Consider the following 14495-nt stretch of genomic DNA (forward strand, 5'->3'; position numbering starts at 1 on the left):
ATGTTACTCCTATGCTTTCGCTGACTTAGTGGCTCTAAATTCAGGGATTGTGGTTACAATCGCGCCCACTAACGCAAATAATGTACCGATAATTGTCATTAAATAAACGGTATTGCCTAATGCAGGTAATAGCAGATCAATTAAGACAGAACCTAATAACTGACCCGCTGTGGATGCAACACCTAACATCAGCAAGCCTAAACCACGCACTAAAATAGCCATTAATGCGATAGACATCAGTCCTAAAGGACCACCTAAATACATCCACCATGTTCCAGGTAATTCAATTGTGATATGGCCTAATGCCATACGAATAACTAAAACAATCGCTAAAATAGCAAAGCCAACAATAAAGTTCCAAGTGATAGACACCATCACAGAACCCGTTGCTTCTGCTACTTTAGAGTTACCCGCTGGCTGCCAACCGGCCAATAAACCTGCAATGAAAGGTAAGCTAGCTAAATAAATAAATGACGTTGATTGCCATTGTGGATAAACAACCAATAGAGTTGCAACAACGGCCAACACTGCACCTAATACACGGTATGGCGTGAAATATTTTTTCTCATCCACACCCACACCAAAGCGGTCACACAATAAACCTGACAATATCATTCCCGAAATTAATGCCGTTTGGAATGTAGCAATCCCTAATACACTTGCCGAAGCTCCTTCAGAGAAATCAACCATCGCACCACAAAGACCGGCAAGCCAGTTCCATAATGGGATTTTACGTGTTTTAATTAAACTTGGTATTGAAGCAAATTGTTGACGGTACTGTTTTTTCGATATAATGATAAAAAACATTACCACTAAACCACCGCCAAAAGAGATAACTGCACAAGCGTTACCATCGTTTAAAACGTGTCCTAACTCACCATTAACCGCAGATTGCATTGGTGATAGCATGCCCGCTAACACCGTTGCTAACATTAGTAAGGGCACTGATAAATTTTTTGTACTCATAAGACGTTCCTTTTGGATTATTGGTTATGAGTGATTTCTTTTTTTATTTTTTAAGTAATCGATTTTTTATTTGCGCAGAGCTGCAACTCTGCGCTTTTTACTTTTTATAACAGTCATTTTTAATTCAAACTAACGTGCTATTTGATTAAGAATGTTGACCCACATATCGGTATAATGTGGCCATGCTAAAAACTGTTTACTCCCCCAGTGCGGTGAACAGTCACTCATAAAGCAACTTGTTTTCCCTTTTTTGAATTGACCAAATACCAGTAATGGATCTTCGCCAATATTTAATACAGTTTCTGTATTCTCTTTAGCTGAAACTTTGTTATAGCCAAGGAACATTGGCCATTCACCAAAACCTTTCACTGATACGTGTTCAGCATTTACGGCACTTGCAAATACACCTTCAGGCGCTTCAACACGATCGTCACCATCTAGCATTTCGACAGGTAGAACTTCTGCAAGTAATGTATTTTTGTAGTTTGCTTTAGCTTCAATCCCCATAAATGACAGGTAACCACCAATCATTAATAAGCCGCCGCCATTCGCTACAAACTCTTTAATTAATCCCAATGCATTAGGAATAACTTTCATATTGTAAAAAGTATCGTTTTGCAGAAGGAACGTATTTGCACCAATATCACTGATGACAATGACATCGTATTTAGCCAATGATTCTGCTGTTTGTGGAAAAGCAACCTGAACGGTATGAGCAGGCATATAATCGACTTCAATACCATTCTCTCTTAAGCAACTTAATAAGAACGTTGAACCTTCTTCATATTTGCTGGATGTGAAACTGTCGTAGCCTTTAGAGTGGATCATATGAATATGCCATGACTCACCAATAAATAAGATTTTCATTTTGATTCCTCTTTCAAAAAAGATTATTTATTCGGGGGATTGGGTGACAATCTGTGAATATGTTGTTTGATTGATGCGATGCATGACATTAATATCTTCAGGCATTTCTGAAGCATTACTCGTCTCAACAGCTAATGATGAAAAAGCTGATGCATAGCGTAACGCATAAGAAAACTGCTTTCCTTTTGCCAATGAGGCAGCGAGCGCACCATTAAAAGCGTCACCTGCCCCTGCGGTATTCTTTACCACTGCCGGATATGCTGGTGAATAAATATATTTATATCCGTCGTAAGCTAACGAACCTTTACTACCTAGCGTAATAACTACCTTATTTACACCTTGTTGATAAATAGAAACTGCTGCATTCTTTGCAGATCCTATGTCCAGAACTTCTATTCCAGATAATAAACTCGCTTCCGTTTCATTAGGTGTTAATATATCTACCATAGGAAGTAATTCATTAACTATTTTGTTATAAGGCGCTGGATTAAGAATAATAGGAATATTATTTTCATTTCCAATAGCAATAATTTCTTTTAATGCTTCAATATTCGTTTCTAACTGTAATAATATAATGTCTGCATCAATAATTTTATCTTTCTGTATTTTCACTTCATCTGCAGAGATATCCATGTTAGAACCAGAGTAAATGGAAATAATATTTTCGCCACTTTCCTCTGAAACAAAAATAGAGGCTGTACCTGTTTGATAATTTTCAGTTTGATATATCGTTGATGTTTTTATTCTTGAAGACGATATAAAATTAACTGCATAATCACTAAATTGATCAGTACCTATTTTGGTAATAAAGTGCACTTGTGCATCAGCATAGCTTGCAGCGAGTGCTTGATTACAACCTTTACCGCCTGGTGAAAAGATAAACTTATTCGATAATAAGGATTCCCCAGCTTCTGGTAATCTAGGCAAATAGCTAATCATATCGACATTAAATGAGCCAAGTACACATACTTTATTGATTGCTATTTTATTCACTAAATCGCTTTTATCAATTTGATCATTACACTCTAGAAATTGTATGATTTCTTTCTTAGCAACTTTATCCAACGTTTCAAATTCTATAAAAGCGCCACCATGGCATCTTTTTATAATTCCTTTTTCAGCTAGTTTATTTAAATCTGAACGTATTATTTCTTTGGTAACATCAAGTTCTTTCGCTAAGAAAGAAACTTTTACTGCACCATTACCTTTAATCAGATTAATTATTTTTTTATGACGTTCTGCTTTCATTTAATGTTCCCTCTATATCAACAACTTTAGTTTATTGGTTATTATGGGATTGTGATTACAATCATATGTTATTTGTTAAAAGCAAAAAAAAACAGAAATAAAAAATGAAAAACAAAAGTAAACAGAAATAAAAAACAGCAATAGTAAAATTATTTAATAAATATTTTAATTTTTTAAGAAAAAACTTATTCGATAAATTATTTATTTTTAATTTATTTATCATAAAAAAATTTAATACTAAAATTTATTTATTTACTATGAATGAAAATATAATTTAAAACAAAAAAATAAAATTTACTTTTAAAGATAATAGGTTAAAAAAAACAAATTTAACCCTGCATAAAAATAAGTAATATTACTTAATTCAAATACGATTTAATTGAACTAGATGATACATTAACTATACTTATGATTGCTATTTTAACAATATTCTTATAATGAATAGATTTTAATTATTATATTTACATGGAAATCGTTCTCTCTCTATAAATTAAAATGATTTAGTTAAGAAATATAAACGCAATGATAAAAAAATACTCAATTTCTATCTTTCATTTTTGTGATCTTGATTACGTTAAGTCAGATAGCAAAGTTCTTTTTTAGGAGAAATAAAACTTATTTTTTGAATTTATATTTTTTTCTAGCGATTTTTATCAAAAAAATCCATTATGCTTTGTCTATTTAATACATCATTTAGTCAAACTTTAATTTTGTTTTGTAAATCAAACAGGAATTTTATTTTTTTTACTTGCCATTAATGAAGACTATTCGTTTTTTACACGCCCAGTTTGAAGTAATTATCACTAGGATAAGAATAAAATCAGAGAATAAGATTAAAAAAAACCACACGAGCGATATTTATCGCTAATTATTTTTGTCAGTTAACCTTTTTATCAGAAACATTTTGTCATACTTCTTTCCTCGCACTTCATCCATTTTATGCCTAAATTTATACATATCGTCAGACACAACATAAATTCCTGACAAAAAGTATAACGTAAAATAAGGATATATAAATGAAAATAAAATCACTTATCGCAATCTCATTATTAAGCGCTAGCTTTTCTCTTTTTGCCGCTGAGAATTCAACATCATCCACTAATATGCAAGCTCAAGGTGTTATTCAAGCTCAAAAAGAACTAAATAACTATGAGAAACTCATGATAGAAAAAGTCTGGGTAACGACCGAGGCGATTGATGAAAAAGGCAATAAAACAGACGCAGATAATGCCCAAGTGAGTAATTATTTTGGCCTTGCTGAATATTATCCTAATGGCACATTTATTATGTTTACACCGGAAGGTAAACAGAAAATGCAAGGCGATTGGTCTATGTCAGATGATGGTAAAATACGTACCTTAGTTGCTAAAGACACTAATGGTAAGACGTTGTTTACCCGTGATGTAGAAAATATCACGATTAAAAATGATGAATATACTTATCGTATTTATCCAAACGCTGAAGATCGCAACACCTATTTCGATATTGTGCATCATATTAAAAAATAAATTTAATACGTTGTTTTACCTGCCAATAAATCCCTCATAAACAAGAAAAAGGGCTATTTTGTAGAAACAAAATAGCCCTTGCTTTATGGTTATAGCGTACTTCTCATGTAACTATTTGAATGATGCTAAACACCAAAATTAACCCACTAAATTAAATCAAGGTTTGTGATTTTCCTTCAATCCAATAAATTACTTTATGTGCTTCTTCTGGTGTTGGAACTTCCAATTTACTTAACATACGATCCATTACTTTAATAGGTACCACTTCGTTCCTTGCATTATTTTGCTTTTGCCATTGAGCATAAGGCACTTCAATGTAAACCAGCGTTATTTTTGCATTATAACGATAAAACAAAGAGATCAGCTGATCTCGCATTTTTCTTGTAATATTAGTAGCATTCCAAACAAAAGGTTTATGCTCTCGTAAATAAACTCGAGCTTGCTCTTTTGCTTGTTGTGCTATCCAACCATTAGCATCTCGATTATCAGGTTTAATATTATGTTGGCGGCGTAGCTCATCTAAACTCACGATAGGAATATCTGCACAATATTGGCGAATATAGGTATCTTTTCCCATCCCAGGTAACCCACAAAGCACCGTGACGTCACTTCCTTTTTCAGGATAAGGCTCATAATTACAATCAGTACTATTCTCTGTATGAAAATAGTGAAAACAGGCTTTATTTGAAGAAAATGGAGCAGGTTTACGCCAACAATTTAACTCTTCACAATAAAGTGTAAATAACGTAATTTTATCAAAAAGCCCTTGTTTATCATCACAATCTCGTCCTAAAATATCTGCCTTAGCCAGTAAGGCCAACAAATAACAATCCACTCTTAACGATGCTGCAAGTAATGCTTTTTTAGGATCAGGCTTATCCATTACCCACAAAGGTAATCCATGAAAGCGAACTAAAGCTGCAATTTGCTCTCTATCGGCAAAAGTTAAAGGTACTTTTTCGTAGAGAAAACAACGTGTTGTTAATTCACCTTTACGCGCATGACCCGGAGAAATAATACGCCCCTCTTCTTCCCGTGTTGTAGAACGTTTTTCTACATCATGAAGAAGTGCCGAGATCCATAAAATTTGTTGCTCTCTTTCTGTCAGGGTTCCATATTCAGGTAATGATTTAACTGAATTGATTACTCTTTGTGTATGTATCGCCACATCACCTTCTGCATGATGAATAGGGTCCTGCATAACACCTGCCATATCACTAATTTCATCGTATAATTCACAGAGGTGTTCCCATGACATCTCAGTGTGTAATTTCTTATGAAGCATCATGAAATCCCTGTGTTTTTTCCCAGATTAACGGAGCACGTCGCCAGTTTTTTTTCCAATGAACATCCGTTTTTACATGATCTTTTCTAACATATTTAAAAACGCGATGAGAAAAATCATTTAAAGAAAATGACTGAGCATCTCGTGTCACAATACCTTCCATTGGGCTTGGTTTTTGTGTTAAAACATCTTGAGATTGAAAAAAACTCGCCTGTTTGGCTTGTGAAACAATCATATTTTCAAACTCTGTTTTATCCCGACATTCCGGCAATTTAATTTCTGGCACTGTAGGAAGATCAAACAGAGAAGCATAAAACTGCACTTCTTCCCAACCTAGCCATTTATCTTTATAACGAACCGCAAACACATAAAAATATTCTTCTAAGTGTGCATATTCAATAGAATGAATGGCGTATAGATTTTCACCAAAAATATCTAACTCACCTAAATCGTTTTTCATCATTTGCCAACGTTGACGCAATTGAGAAGTCCATGCGGATTGCGTTGGTGTAGCATGAGAGCGAGCAAAAACTCCCATTTTATTTAGGCAATTATTTTCTCCATCCAACTTTTCTGTATGGATAAGATGTTTTATTTGGCAAATATCCTGCCACCATTGCGCATTTATACGATCGTCGTTTGTTGTGCCTGGTGAAAAAGGATAGTGATAGGTTCTATCATATTTTTGTGATTGATTATTCATTATCTTGTACTCATTAAGTAACAGAGGTTCTACCAAATTTAACTAGTTATTCGGTAAGTGAATTTTCTGTTTCTGCACCGTGACTTCAGTGCCTTAATGCGTATTACATAACTACAACCTAAATAATCAAAAGGGAAAGGAAATAAATCTGGAGGGATATTACATGTAAGTTTCAAAAAGAGCTAGATATTTAATCTTCAAATTTATTTGTCTCTTTGTATTAGTAGAGATTTGAAAAGAAGCTAATCATAGCGTTTATTGAGGATAAAGAATTACATTTTCAGAATTAATTAAATTTTCAGGAAAAATAAGAGGAGTATCTGAAATAAACGGCATATCTAATGTTTGAGTTCCTGTTGAAATAGATACCCCCGCTTTTAGCCATGCATCAGCAACTAATTCTGTACAATAAACCCCTTGCTTGGAATAAATGCTAAAGTTTTCTCCCACGCGCTTTAATACGATCTTTACGGCATTATTTCTAGCTTCCTCGCTTCCTTTTACTTGATAAAAACGAACAGTATTGGGTTTTGCTCGACTAATAAAGAAGTCTATATTATCAATGGTAACACCATCTTTAATACCTATATGCTCACTTGGTGTTGAATGGATCACTTTAATACCATTATCTGAAATCCACACCATTCCTACGTGACTAAATCCACTTCTATCAACTTGCTTAATTATTTCACTAATAACTTCATCACCTTCACGAAAAACTAAATCTCCATTTTTTAAATCAAGAGGTAAAGCGAGCGCATAAAATGCACCCGCTAAGAATAAAATTAAAATAGTAAAGGCACGAGTAATCACTTAAAATTAACTTTCCATTTACCATCAACATTAATCATCTCTTGTGCTTGAGTTTTTTCCACACCATCTTTTAATTTAGTTTTTAATGTCACAATCGCACTATTTTTATCTTCACTATATTCAACGCTGATAATTTCAACTTTACTCAAGCCACCTTGCTTTTTAACTTGCTTACCCGTTTCCTCTACAATCATTTTAAATTTACGTTTAAATTGTTCAGCATTTGGATCTCCTTGCATTTCGCTTAAGTAAATTAATGAAATAACTTTATCACTATTCCCTGCAGCAATCGCTTCAACAAATGCAACTGCAGCCTGACCCGGATCATCTGTTTTATCACCACACGCTGATAGTGTTATTATTGCAAATATAAAAAATAGGGCTCCCATGACTTTTTTTAACATAATTTATCCTTACCTTAGCATGATATTCTTTGACCGATGAAACTTATAAAAAGATGTCCTATATTAAGATATAAGATAATTAATACATTATTTAATAATTAACTCAACAAAGAACACGACTTTAACTTTTTCTCTATTAAATTATACGTGATAAAAATAAATTTCGGCATATTTTTATATCATTATTTATTTTTGAAAAGAAATTACTTTAAAATAGCCTTTCAGTATTCATAAAAAGAACATTTTAAACACTCACAAACAACACCATAAAATAACCATTTTTATTATTATAAATCAATATATTAAAAACCTCACTCTATCGAATTATCTAACTTTTTCGTTTTTTAATAACCTATTAAAGATAAAGATTAAGAATACTAAGCACCAATATTTTAAAAAGATCTTTAAAATAAAATTATTCGCTATTTATTATAGTAACTACTTTAATTTAGACTAAATATAATGTAATGAGTCCTAATTTATCTACTTAACCAGCATTATTTATATTAATATTTTATGAGATGTATCAACCCAATACATTAATAACAATATTACAACATTAAATCATGTTAAAAAACAATTCTATTTGTTTTCACAATATATTTTCTCGTATTCATCCCTATTATTTGAGCTACTTGCCTATAACACATCACTAATAAATACAAACAAACACTAGAAAAATTGTGATCACATACACCTTTTTGCATCATTAATCCTATTTAAGACAAATAGAAACTGCTTTTTTATCAACAAATAGGTAATCTAGCTGTCTGATTTTGATGACCAAACATGAATAGTTAAAAGGATATTTTATGTTTACTTCACAGCTCATGCTGGTCGGTTACGTGTTATTGGTAAGTCCTTGTGGAAATGATTCTTGCGATGCAGTTCCTGTTACAGAAACTATTTATACTAAAGATGAATGCACAACTCGACTTAACTACTTAAAACAAAAAAGACCTGACCTTATTATTTTCTGTGGAGAAGTCTTAAGAGATCCTGATGTTACTGATGAAAATCCTTATCTCACGCCACCAAACAGTGCAGATGATGTTTTCCAAATTAAGTAGTTAACCTACCCTTAATTTTATTATTAAGATAAAATACAATTTAATTTGTTTTCTTTTTACGATATACTCTTTGTACTTGAATATGTAAGGACACGTATTAGGAGTCACTAATGTCTATTGCGAAACGAACCAAAGACAAGCGCATTGCGTTAGGTTTAACACAGTCAGAACTTGCTACTTTAGCAAATACCACACAGCAATCTATTGAACAGCTAGAAAGTGGCAAAACTAAACGTCCTCGTTTTTTACCTGAATTAGCAAAAGCATTAAATTGTGATTTAGCTTGGCTATTAGAAGGTGAAGAGCAACCTAATGTTGCTTCTGAAATTCCACCTGAAAATGAATGGCAACCTGTTAGTGAATGGGATAGCAATACCCCTTTAGGTGCTGATGAAGTAGAAATCCCCTACTTTAAAAGTATTGAACTTGCGGCTGGTGATGGTTGTTGTACTAACGAAGATCATAACGGATATAAATTGAGATTTTCTAAAAGCACATTACGCCGTTATGGCGCTTCCTCACAAAATGTCATTTGTTTTTCTGTTTATGGTGATAGTATGTCTCCCGTTATCCCAAATGGATCAACGGTCACTGTTGATACAGGCAACACACGCATTGTTGATGGTGGCATTTATGCTATCGAACAAGATGCCTTATTCAGAATAAAACTGCTTTATCGTCAACCAGGCGGCAAATTAATTATACGTAGCTATAATAAAGACGAATTCCCTGACGAATCAGCGGAAACTGATTCTGTAAAAATTATGGGCCGTATCATCCATTGGTCAGTAATGGCTTGGTAATCAATAATCAAAGCAATAATTTCAACGTATTGAATTTTCAGTAACAACTTGTCCTTTAGACAATAAAACCGTTTTATCTGCTAGCGCTCTGATTTCACGAGGTTCATGAGTAACCATGATCATCGTTATTTCCTTAGATTTTAAGGAATCAATTAAATCCCAAAGCTGATAACGTGTTTCCCAATCCAAACTCGAAAAAGGTTCATCCAGTAGTAAAAGTTTGGGTTGGCTAATAAGAGCTCTTGCCAAAGCCACGCGTTGTTGTTCTCCTCCTGAAATTTGATAAGGATAACGTGTAGCAAGATGTTCAATTCCCATCTGCTCTAATATCGCCCTTTCTCTCTCCTTGCTTCGTTTCTGTTTTGCACCATATTGCGCTAACCATAAATTTTGAGTCACCGTCATAAATGGAAATAAATAAAGCCGTTGATTTAAATATCGACAGGAACGCAACCACACTGGCTGTTCATTTATATTTTTATTTGCAAGGTAGATATCTCCAGAGTACGAAGTATATCCAGCAATCGCATTTAAAAGTGTAGTTTTACCGCTTCCTGATGTACCACTTATTCCTAAACAAGTTCCTTTCTCTACCTTTAACGAGACATCTTTTAATATACCCGATGTTAATGAATGAATTTCTAACATGATGCCTTCCTTTCTCGCTGTAAACGATGCAATGCAAATAATAAAGTAATCGCAATAGCGATAAGAACAAGCGCACAACCTATTGCCAAAGTGAAGTCTCCACTGGCGATATTTAGATAAATTGCCATAGGTAACGTTTCTGTTTTTAATCTTGTTGCACCGGCTAACATTAATGTAGCGCCAAACTCACCTAAAGCTCTAGAAAATGCAATAATGCTTCCACTCATTAAAGCTGGCCAACACAATGGTATTTCAATCAAGAAAAATGTTTTTGTTGGTGTTAATCCTAAATTTTGCGCAGTTTGAATATAAGCGGGATCAACAGACTTGAAGGCAGAGAGGCTATTTCTCATAATAATCGCACTAGCAACATAAGTTTGAGCAATAATAATACCTAACGGTGAAAAAAGAGAGCGCGATAATTCAGGAAAAACACCCGTTAAAGGTCCCTGATTTCCTAACAATAATAATAACCCGATACCGATAACTAATGGAGGAGTAACCAAAGGTAAGTCTAATAACGCATCAATAAAGCGATGTCCTTTAAAAGGAATTCTTGCCATTGCCCATGCGGCAGGTACACCTAAGATAATTGCCAAACATAAAGAAGTTAATGCCGTACTAAGTGACATACCAATAGCAAAATGAAATTCAGGATCAGTAATGACTTGTCTAAGCTCAACATATGAAAGTTGGCATATTAATGCAATTAGTGATCCTAAGATCAGAAATAACAATAAAAAAAGTGGAATTAATGCCCAACGAAACACGTTATTTCCTTTTCTAAAAATAAAATTTATTTTGCTGTAATAATGAAAAAAGCCACCAGTGAGTTGGTGGCGAAAAAACACAATTTATGTGAGAAAAAAATCTATGGTTTCGAAATTACAGGAAGAAAACCATAATCAGTAAAAGCTTTTATACCCTCTGCACGTGTAAAATAATCAGCAAGTAATTGTGCTTCTTTTGGATTTGCTGATGTTTTTAAAATTGCCAGAGTTGCTACTTCTTCAGGACTACCTTCTGGTACTGGAAGTAAAACCAATTTATCTTGGTTTTTCATTGCATCTGCATATCCAATAATAGCGGCATCCACTTCGCCATTAAGTAAATACATAAGCAATTGTTTAATCGTTGCTGTACGTACAACTACTTTGTCGCGTAATTTATCACCTTGACCTGATGCATCAATAAGTTGTTCGCCACTTTTTCCTAATGCTATAGCTTTAGCATCACCCATACCTAGCTTTAATGAACTGTTTGCAAGATCTTCTAACGTTTTAATATCGCCCACTTTATCTTTGCGTACAGCAATTACGGGAATATGGCGAACAATAGAATATTGGTTAACAACCTGCCCTTCTTTATCTAACTTTTCCACATAATCTTGTGAGCCAGGAAAAAATAGATCTCCCTGCTTAGTTAAATTAAAGCGTGTTAATATTTGACCTGAACCGCCATACTCAATAGTGACTTTATTTCCAGTTTCTTTTTCAAATACAGTAACAACTTGTTCTACTGGTTGTTTTAAACCAGCACCAGCATAAAGATGAAGCTCAGCTGCCAGTGTATTATGACAAATTAATCCTAGTGCTAGCCCTAAGCCAGCGAGTAATTGACGTTTCATAAAATAGGTAACCCTAACTATCGTTATATAATTTTTTATATAATGAATGATATAAGAGTTTAAGGCAAGAGGCTCATATAAAAAAAGAGAAAAATGTTAACAACTTATCATTTTTACCCTTTTATTTATCTATGAGTTTTACAAAAGAAGCTGATTAAAATAAACACTTCAATATGTTCATTTCTATCAGAAATAAGTAGCTTATAAAAGTAGTAGCTCGCCAACAAATCCCCGTATTCACGAGGATTTTATTATTAGCTTTCTAACTCTAATAATGCCAAGGCCGTCACTTCATCAATAACAATATCAGTAGCGTAACCTCCTTTTATCACACCTATTGTTGCTTGAATATTTTCCACACCTCCGGCGATAAAAAGTCGCTGCGGTATTTGCCTTAACTGAGCTAAGCTTATTCCCATTATCCTAAGGTCAATATCAGAAACCAGAGGATTGCCTTGCACATCATAAAAGCGTCCGCAAATCACCCCTACAGCACCCAAATCACGGTATTGCGCCATTTCACCGCTGGTTAACACGCCGGTTGTCACTAGAGGATTATCATCCAATGTATTACCCACAACAAAAAGTGCTTTATTACATTGATTCAGCGCTGAAAAATTACGTCTAATAATAGGCTCAGCTTGAAGCTCCATTGCTAAACGTGCACTCGAAACGACAGCAGGCACATGTAAATTAATACTGCATCCTGATAATTTATTTGCAATTAATGCAGCAGCTTCTGCCGTTTTAAAATCAGGTTGTGGTGCAACAGCACCTATCATTTGTAGTACGGTGACATTCTTTAGTGATTTGGGTGGAAGATAATTACCTAACTTATAAATTGTTCGTCCCCAAGCGACACCTAAAATGTCATCATCACCCATTATTTGAGAAAGATACATCGCTCCTGCTTTCGCTAGTCTTTCTCTGTTCATATTTAATGTATGTTGCGATTTATTTTTTTCTTCATCAGGTAAAATAAGCACATTATTAAGATCGAATTTTGCTTTTATTCTGATTGCATAATCAATCGTAGAAAATACTGATGAATCTAAACTAATATTTACGAATCCTTTTTCTCTAGCTAAATGCAAATATTTCACGACTGTGACTCGGGAAACACCCATAATATTTGCAACTTCACTTTGACTGAGTCCGTCCTGATAGTAAAGCCACGCAGCATAGAGAACGGGATCATTATCAAATAAACTCGCGTTCTTTAGCGAATTATTATCCATTTTAAACCCCACAAATTTTTATAAATCTTTTGACTAATTAATTTATTTTATATTAGAGATATTATTGAAGATGAAAATATCTTTGCTTATATTAAGCCTTATAACACAAATAGATACATTCTATTAATCTACTAATAATATCGGCACCCTGATATTTTTCTTTACTACAAGAACCTCATAATACGTAAAAAGCCCTTAATAATGCCGTAAACGGTTCATAACGAGAAAGTTTTTTTTGAAAATACCGTTTTATTTCGATAAAAATAAAAATATTAGCTTTAAGTTTTAAAAAGTTTTATTTTGGTAAAATTAAAATCACCCAAATCTAGTCACCAATGTTAATAAATAGATTCATATCAAAAGGAAAAACAATGATAATTGCATACTCAACTGCACCAAATGAAATGATTGCTAATGAAATCGCTCACTATCTCATCAACGCAAAACTGGCTGCCTGTGTAAATCTGATACCCCATGTAAAATCTATTTATCATTGGAATAATGAAATTATTGAAGATAATGAAGTACTTATGATGATTAAATCCGAAAAAAGCAAGCAACACGTTTTAATTGATGCAATTATCGAAATACATCCTTATGATACTCCTGAGGTTATTATAATACCGATTGAAAATGGTTTTAAAGGTTATCTTAATTGGATACACCAATCGTTGAATTAAAATAATATTCGCTTTTATAGAAAGCTTTTTTAATTATTTTTATGAAGATGATAATAGTTTGTTAATAACAAATATTTCAATGTCTCAATTGTTAGACAAGTATAGTCACGTTAATATTAAATATATGTTCTTATTATCAATGAATCCACTTTAATATTTACATGTATATAATCATAAGCATTCAATCTTTTATAGAAATAATCTTGAATATTAGCTTGTTTATGAAAAATCATAAAAAGTAATTATTTTATATTTTCATTCTCTATTTTTTAAAAATAGAAGATAAACAGTTTTAAATTCTAATTTAATAGATTTACCAACATCTTATTCTCGTTATTATCTGCTATACTCAATACGCTTTCTCTAAATTACACATGAAAAGGAGTGAGTTGTGAAAACAAACAGAGTCGCAAGACGTATTTTAGGTTTACCTTATAATTTAAGTCGGTCTAAAAAGAAAGTGCGTTTTTCCATTATTGCCTCTACTGATGCTGAGAACTTACCTGCTGAGCTAAAAAGTATGGCTCAAGTCTGTTTAAAGCAAGATTTTAGAAAAAAAGCAGAGAATAAATGTATATATATGAAGCTGACAGATGCTTACCCAGAGTATCTTGCGACTAATTAAATTTTTATAC

General features: G+C 33.2%; 16 protein-coding genes. 5 read left to right on the plus strand and 11 right to left on the minus strand.

Features of this window, described 5'->3' with window-relative positions; all coding sequences use genetic code 11:
• Positions 1 to 9: 9 nt before the first annotated feature.
• From LG402_RS11500 to LG402_RS11510, 3 genes are all read right to left on the minus strand, one after another.
• Entirely contained in the window at positions 10 to 966 is a 957-nt protein-coding gene (locus tag LG402_RS11500) for a DMT family transporter (RefSeq protein WP_166540530.1), read from the minus strand.
• Positions 967 to 1095: 129 nt separating this feature from the next.
• The gene (locus tag LG402_RS11505) at positions 1096 to 1833 is read right to left on the minus strand and encodes a glutamine amidotransferase (protein ID WP_166540531.1); all 738 of its coding nucleotides are present in this window, start codon (positions 1831 to 1833) and stop codon (positions 1096 to 1098) included.
• 27 nt (positions 1834 to 1860) lie between these two features.
• Positions 1861 to 3081 carry a PfkB family carbohydrate kinase gene (locus LG402_RS11510; RefSeq protein WP_227335445.1) on the minus strand — a complete coding sequence of 407 codons (1221 nt, stop codon included), beginning with the start codon at positions 3079 to 3081 and terminating at the stop codon, positions 1861 to 1863.
• Positions 3082 to 4097: 1016 nt separating this feature from the next.
• On the opposite strand from LG402_RS11510, the gene LG402_RS11515 reads away from it, so the two are divergent.
• Positions 4098 to 4589, plus strand: a complete 492-nt coding sequence (locus LG402_RS11515; RefSeq protein ID WP_109407685.1) for a DUF4822 domain-containing protein — start codon at positions 4098 to 4100, stop codon at positions 4587 to 4589.
• Between the two features lie 151 nt (positions 4590 to 4740).
• On the opposite strand, the gene LG402_RS11520 is transcribed toward LG402_RS11515, so the two are convergent.
• The 4 genes from LG402_RS11520 to LG402_RS11535 form a co-directional block, all read right to left on the minus strand.
• On the minus strand, positions 4741 to 5877 hold the full coding sequence (locus LG402_RS11520; RefSeq protein WP_227335447.1) for an AAA family ATPase: 1137 nt from the start codon (positions 5875 to 5877) through the stop codon (positions 4741 to 4743).
• Positions 5864 to 6577 carry an RNA ligase family protein gene (locus LG402_RS11525; RefSeq protein WP_227335449.1) on the minus strand — a complete coding sequence of 238 codons (714 nt, stop codon included), beginning with the start codon at positions 6575 to 6577 and terminating at the stop codon, positions 5864 to 5866. Before LG402_RS11525 ends, LG402_RS11520 begins: the two co-directional genes overlap by 14 nt.
• A gap of 255 nt (positions 6578 to 6832) precedes the next feature.
• Positions 6833 to 7390 (minus strand): YiiX/YebB-like N1pC/P60 family cysteine hydrolase, encoded by a 558-nt coding sequence (locus tag LG402_RS11530; RefSeq protein ID WP_227335451.1) that lies wholly within the window; start codon positions 7388 to 7390, stop codon positions 6833 to 6835.
• Positions 7387 to 7794 carry a DUF4878 domain-containing protein gene (locus LG402_RS11535; protein WP_166540535.1) on the minus strand — a complete coding sequence of 136 codons (408 nt, stop codon included), beginning with the start codon at positions 7792 to 7794 and terminating at the stop codon, positions 7387 to 7389. The genes LG402_RS11530 and LG402_RS11535 overlap by 4 nt, the downstream gene beginning before the upstream one ends.
• Before the next feature lie 812 nt (positions 7795 to 8606).
• On the opposite strand from LG402_RS11535, the gene LG402_RS11540 reads away from it, so the two are divergent.
• On the plus strand, positions 8607 to 8864 hold the full coding sequence (locus tag LG402_RS11540) for a hypothetical protein (protein ID WP_109407689.1): 258 nt from the start codon (positions 8607 to 8609) through the stop codon (positions 8862 to 8864).
• A gap of 110 nt (positions 8865 to 8974) precedes the next feature.
• Complete coding sequence (locus LG402_RS11545; RefSeq protein WP_109407690.1) at positions 8975 to 9667, plus strand: XRE family transcriptional regulator; 693 nt, start codon at positions 8975 to 8977, stop codon at positions 9665 to 9667.
• A 21-nt stretch (positions 9668 to 9688) separates the two neighbouring features.
• Here LG402_RS11545 and LG402_RS11550 read toward each other — a convergent pair whose 3' ends face one another.
• From LG402_RS11550 to LG402_RS11565, 4 genes are all read right to left on the minus strand, one after another.
• The gene (locus LG402_RS11550; protein WP_227335452.1) at positions 9689 to 10315 is read right to left on the minus strand and encodes an ABC transporter ATP-binding protein; all 627 of its coding nucleotides are present in this window, start codon (positions 10313 to 10315) and stop codon (positions 9689 to 9691) included.
• On the minus strand, positions 10309 to 11085 hold the full coding sequence (locus LG402_RS11555; RefSeq protein ID WP_109407692.1) for an ABC transporter permease: 777 nt from the start codon (positions 11083 to 11085) through the stop codon (positions 10309 to 10311). The genes LG402_RS11550 and LG402_RS11555 overlap by 7 nt, the downstream gene beginning before the upstream one ends.
• A 101-nt stretch (positions 11086 to 11186) precedes the next feature.
• Positions 11187 to 11942 (minus strand): molybdate ABC transporter substrate-binding protein, encoded by a 756-nt coding sequence (modA, locus tag LG402_RS11560; RefSeq protein ID WP_166540537.1) that lies wholly within the window; start codon positions 11940 to 11942, stop codon positions 11187 to 11189.
• Between the two features lie 254 nt (positions 11943 to 12196).
• A complete protein-coding gene (locus tag LG402_RS11565) occupies positions 12197 to 13180 on the minus strand; it encodes a sugar-binding transcriptional regulator (protein ID WP_166540538.1) in 984 nt (327 codons plus the stop codon).
• A 371-nt stretch (positions 13181 to 13551) separates the two neighbouring features.
• Between LG402_RS11565 and cutA the strand changes: the two genes are divergently transcribed.
• Positions 13552 to 13860: a divalent-cation tolerance protein CutA gene (gene cutA, locus LG402_RS11570; protein ID WP_166540539.1), complete on the plus strand. Its 309-nt coding sequence runs from the start codon at positions 13552 to 13554 to the stop codon at positions 13858 to 13860.
• Positions 13861 to 14251: 391 nt separating this feature from the next.
• Positions 14252 to 14485, plus strand: coding sequence for a stationary-phase-induced ribosome-associated protein (gene sra / locus LG402_RS11575; RefSeq protein ID WP_227335454.1), 234 nt, complete (start codon positions 14252 to 14254; stop codon positions 14483 to 14485).
• Positions 14486 to 14495 lie beyond the last annotated feature (10 nt).

The sequence above is a fragment of the Proteus sp. NMG38-2 genome, assembly GCF_020640995.1.
Lineage (GTDB): Bacteria > Pseudomonadota > Gammaproteobacteria > Enterobacterales > Enterobacteriaceae > Proteus.

What these genes read in the sequence shown, in the direction of transcription:
- LG402_RS11500 (WP_166540530.1), bottom strand. Translation starts at nt 966, where the DNA reads ATGAGTACAAAAAATTTATCAGTGCCCTTACTAATGTTAGCAACGGTG.
- LG402_RS11505 (WP_166540531.1), bottom strand. Translation starts at nt 1,833, where the DNA reads ATGAAAATCTTATTTATTGGTGAGTCATGGCATATTCATATGATCCAC.
- LG402_RS11510 (WP_227335445.1), bottom strand. Translation starts at nt 3,081, where the DNA reads ATGAAAGCAGAACGTCATAAAAAAATAATTAATCTGATTAAAGGTAAT.
- LG402_RS11515 (WP_109407685.1), top strand. Translation starts at nt 4,098, where the DNA reads ATGAAAATAAAATCACTTATCGCAATCTCATTATTAAGCGCTAGCTTT.
- LG402_RS11520 (WP_227335447.1), bottom strand. Translation starts at nt 5,877, where the DNA reads ATGATGCTTCATAAGAAATTACACACTGAGATGTCATGGGAACACCTC.
- LG402_RS11525 (WP_227335449.1), bottom strand. Translation starts at nt 6,577, where the DNA reads ATGAATAATCAATCACAAAAATATGATAGAACCTATCACTATCCTTTT.
- LG402_RS11535 (WP_166540535.1), bottom strand. Translation starts at nt 7,794, where the DNA reads ATGTTAAAAAAAGTCATGGGAGCCCTATTTTTTATATTTGCAATAATA.
- LG402_RS11540 (WP_109407689.1), top strand. Translation starts at nt 8,607, where the DNA reads ATGTTTACTTCACAGCTCATGCTGGTCGGTTACGTGTTATTGGTAAGT.
- LG402_RS11545 (WP_109407690.1), top strand. Translation starts at nt 8,975, where the DNA reads ATGTCTATTGCGAAACGAACCAAAGACAAGCGCATTGCGTTAGGTTTA.
- LG402_RS11550 (WP_227335452.1), bottom strand. Translation starts at nt 10,315, where the DNA reads ATGTTAGAAATTCATTCATTAACATCGGGTATATTAAAAGATGTCTCG.
- modA (WP_166540537.1), bottom strand. Translation starts at nt 11,942, where the DNA reads ATGAAACGTCAATTACTCGCTGGCTTAGGGCTAGCACTAGGATTAATT.
- LG402_RS11565 (WP_166540538.1), bottom strand. Translation starts at nt 13,180, where the DNA reads ATGGATAATAATTCGCTAAAGAACGCGAGTTTATTTGATAATGATCCC.
- cutA (WP_166540539.1), top strand. Translation starts at nt 13,552, where the DNA reads ATGATAATTGCATACTCAACTGCACCAAATGAAATGATTGCTAATGAA.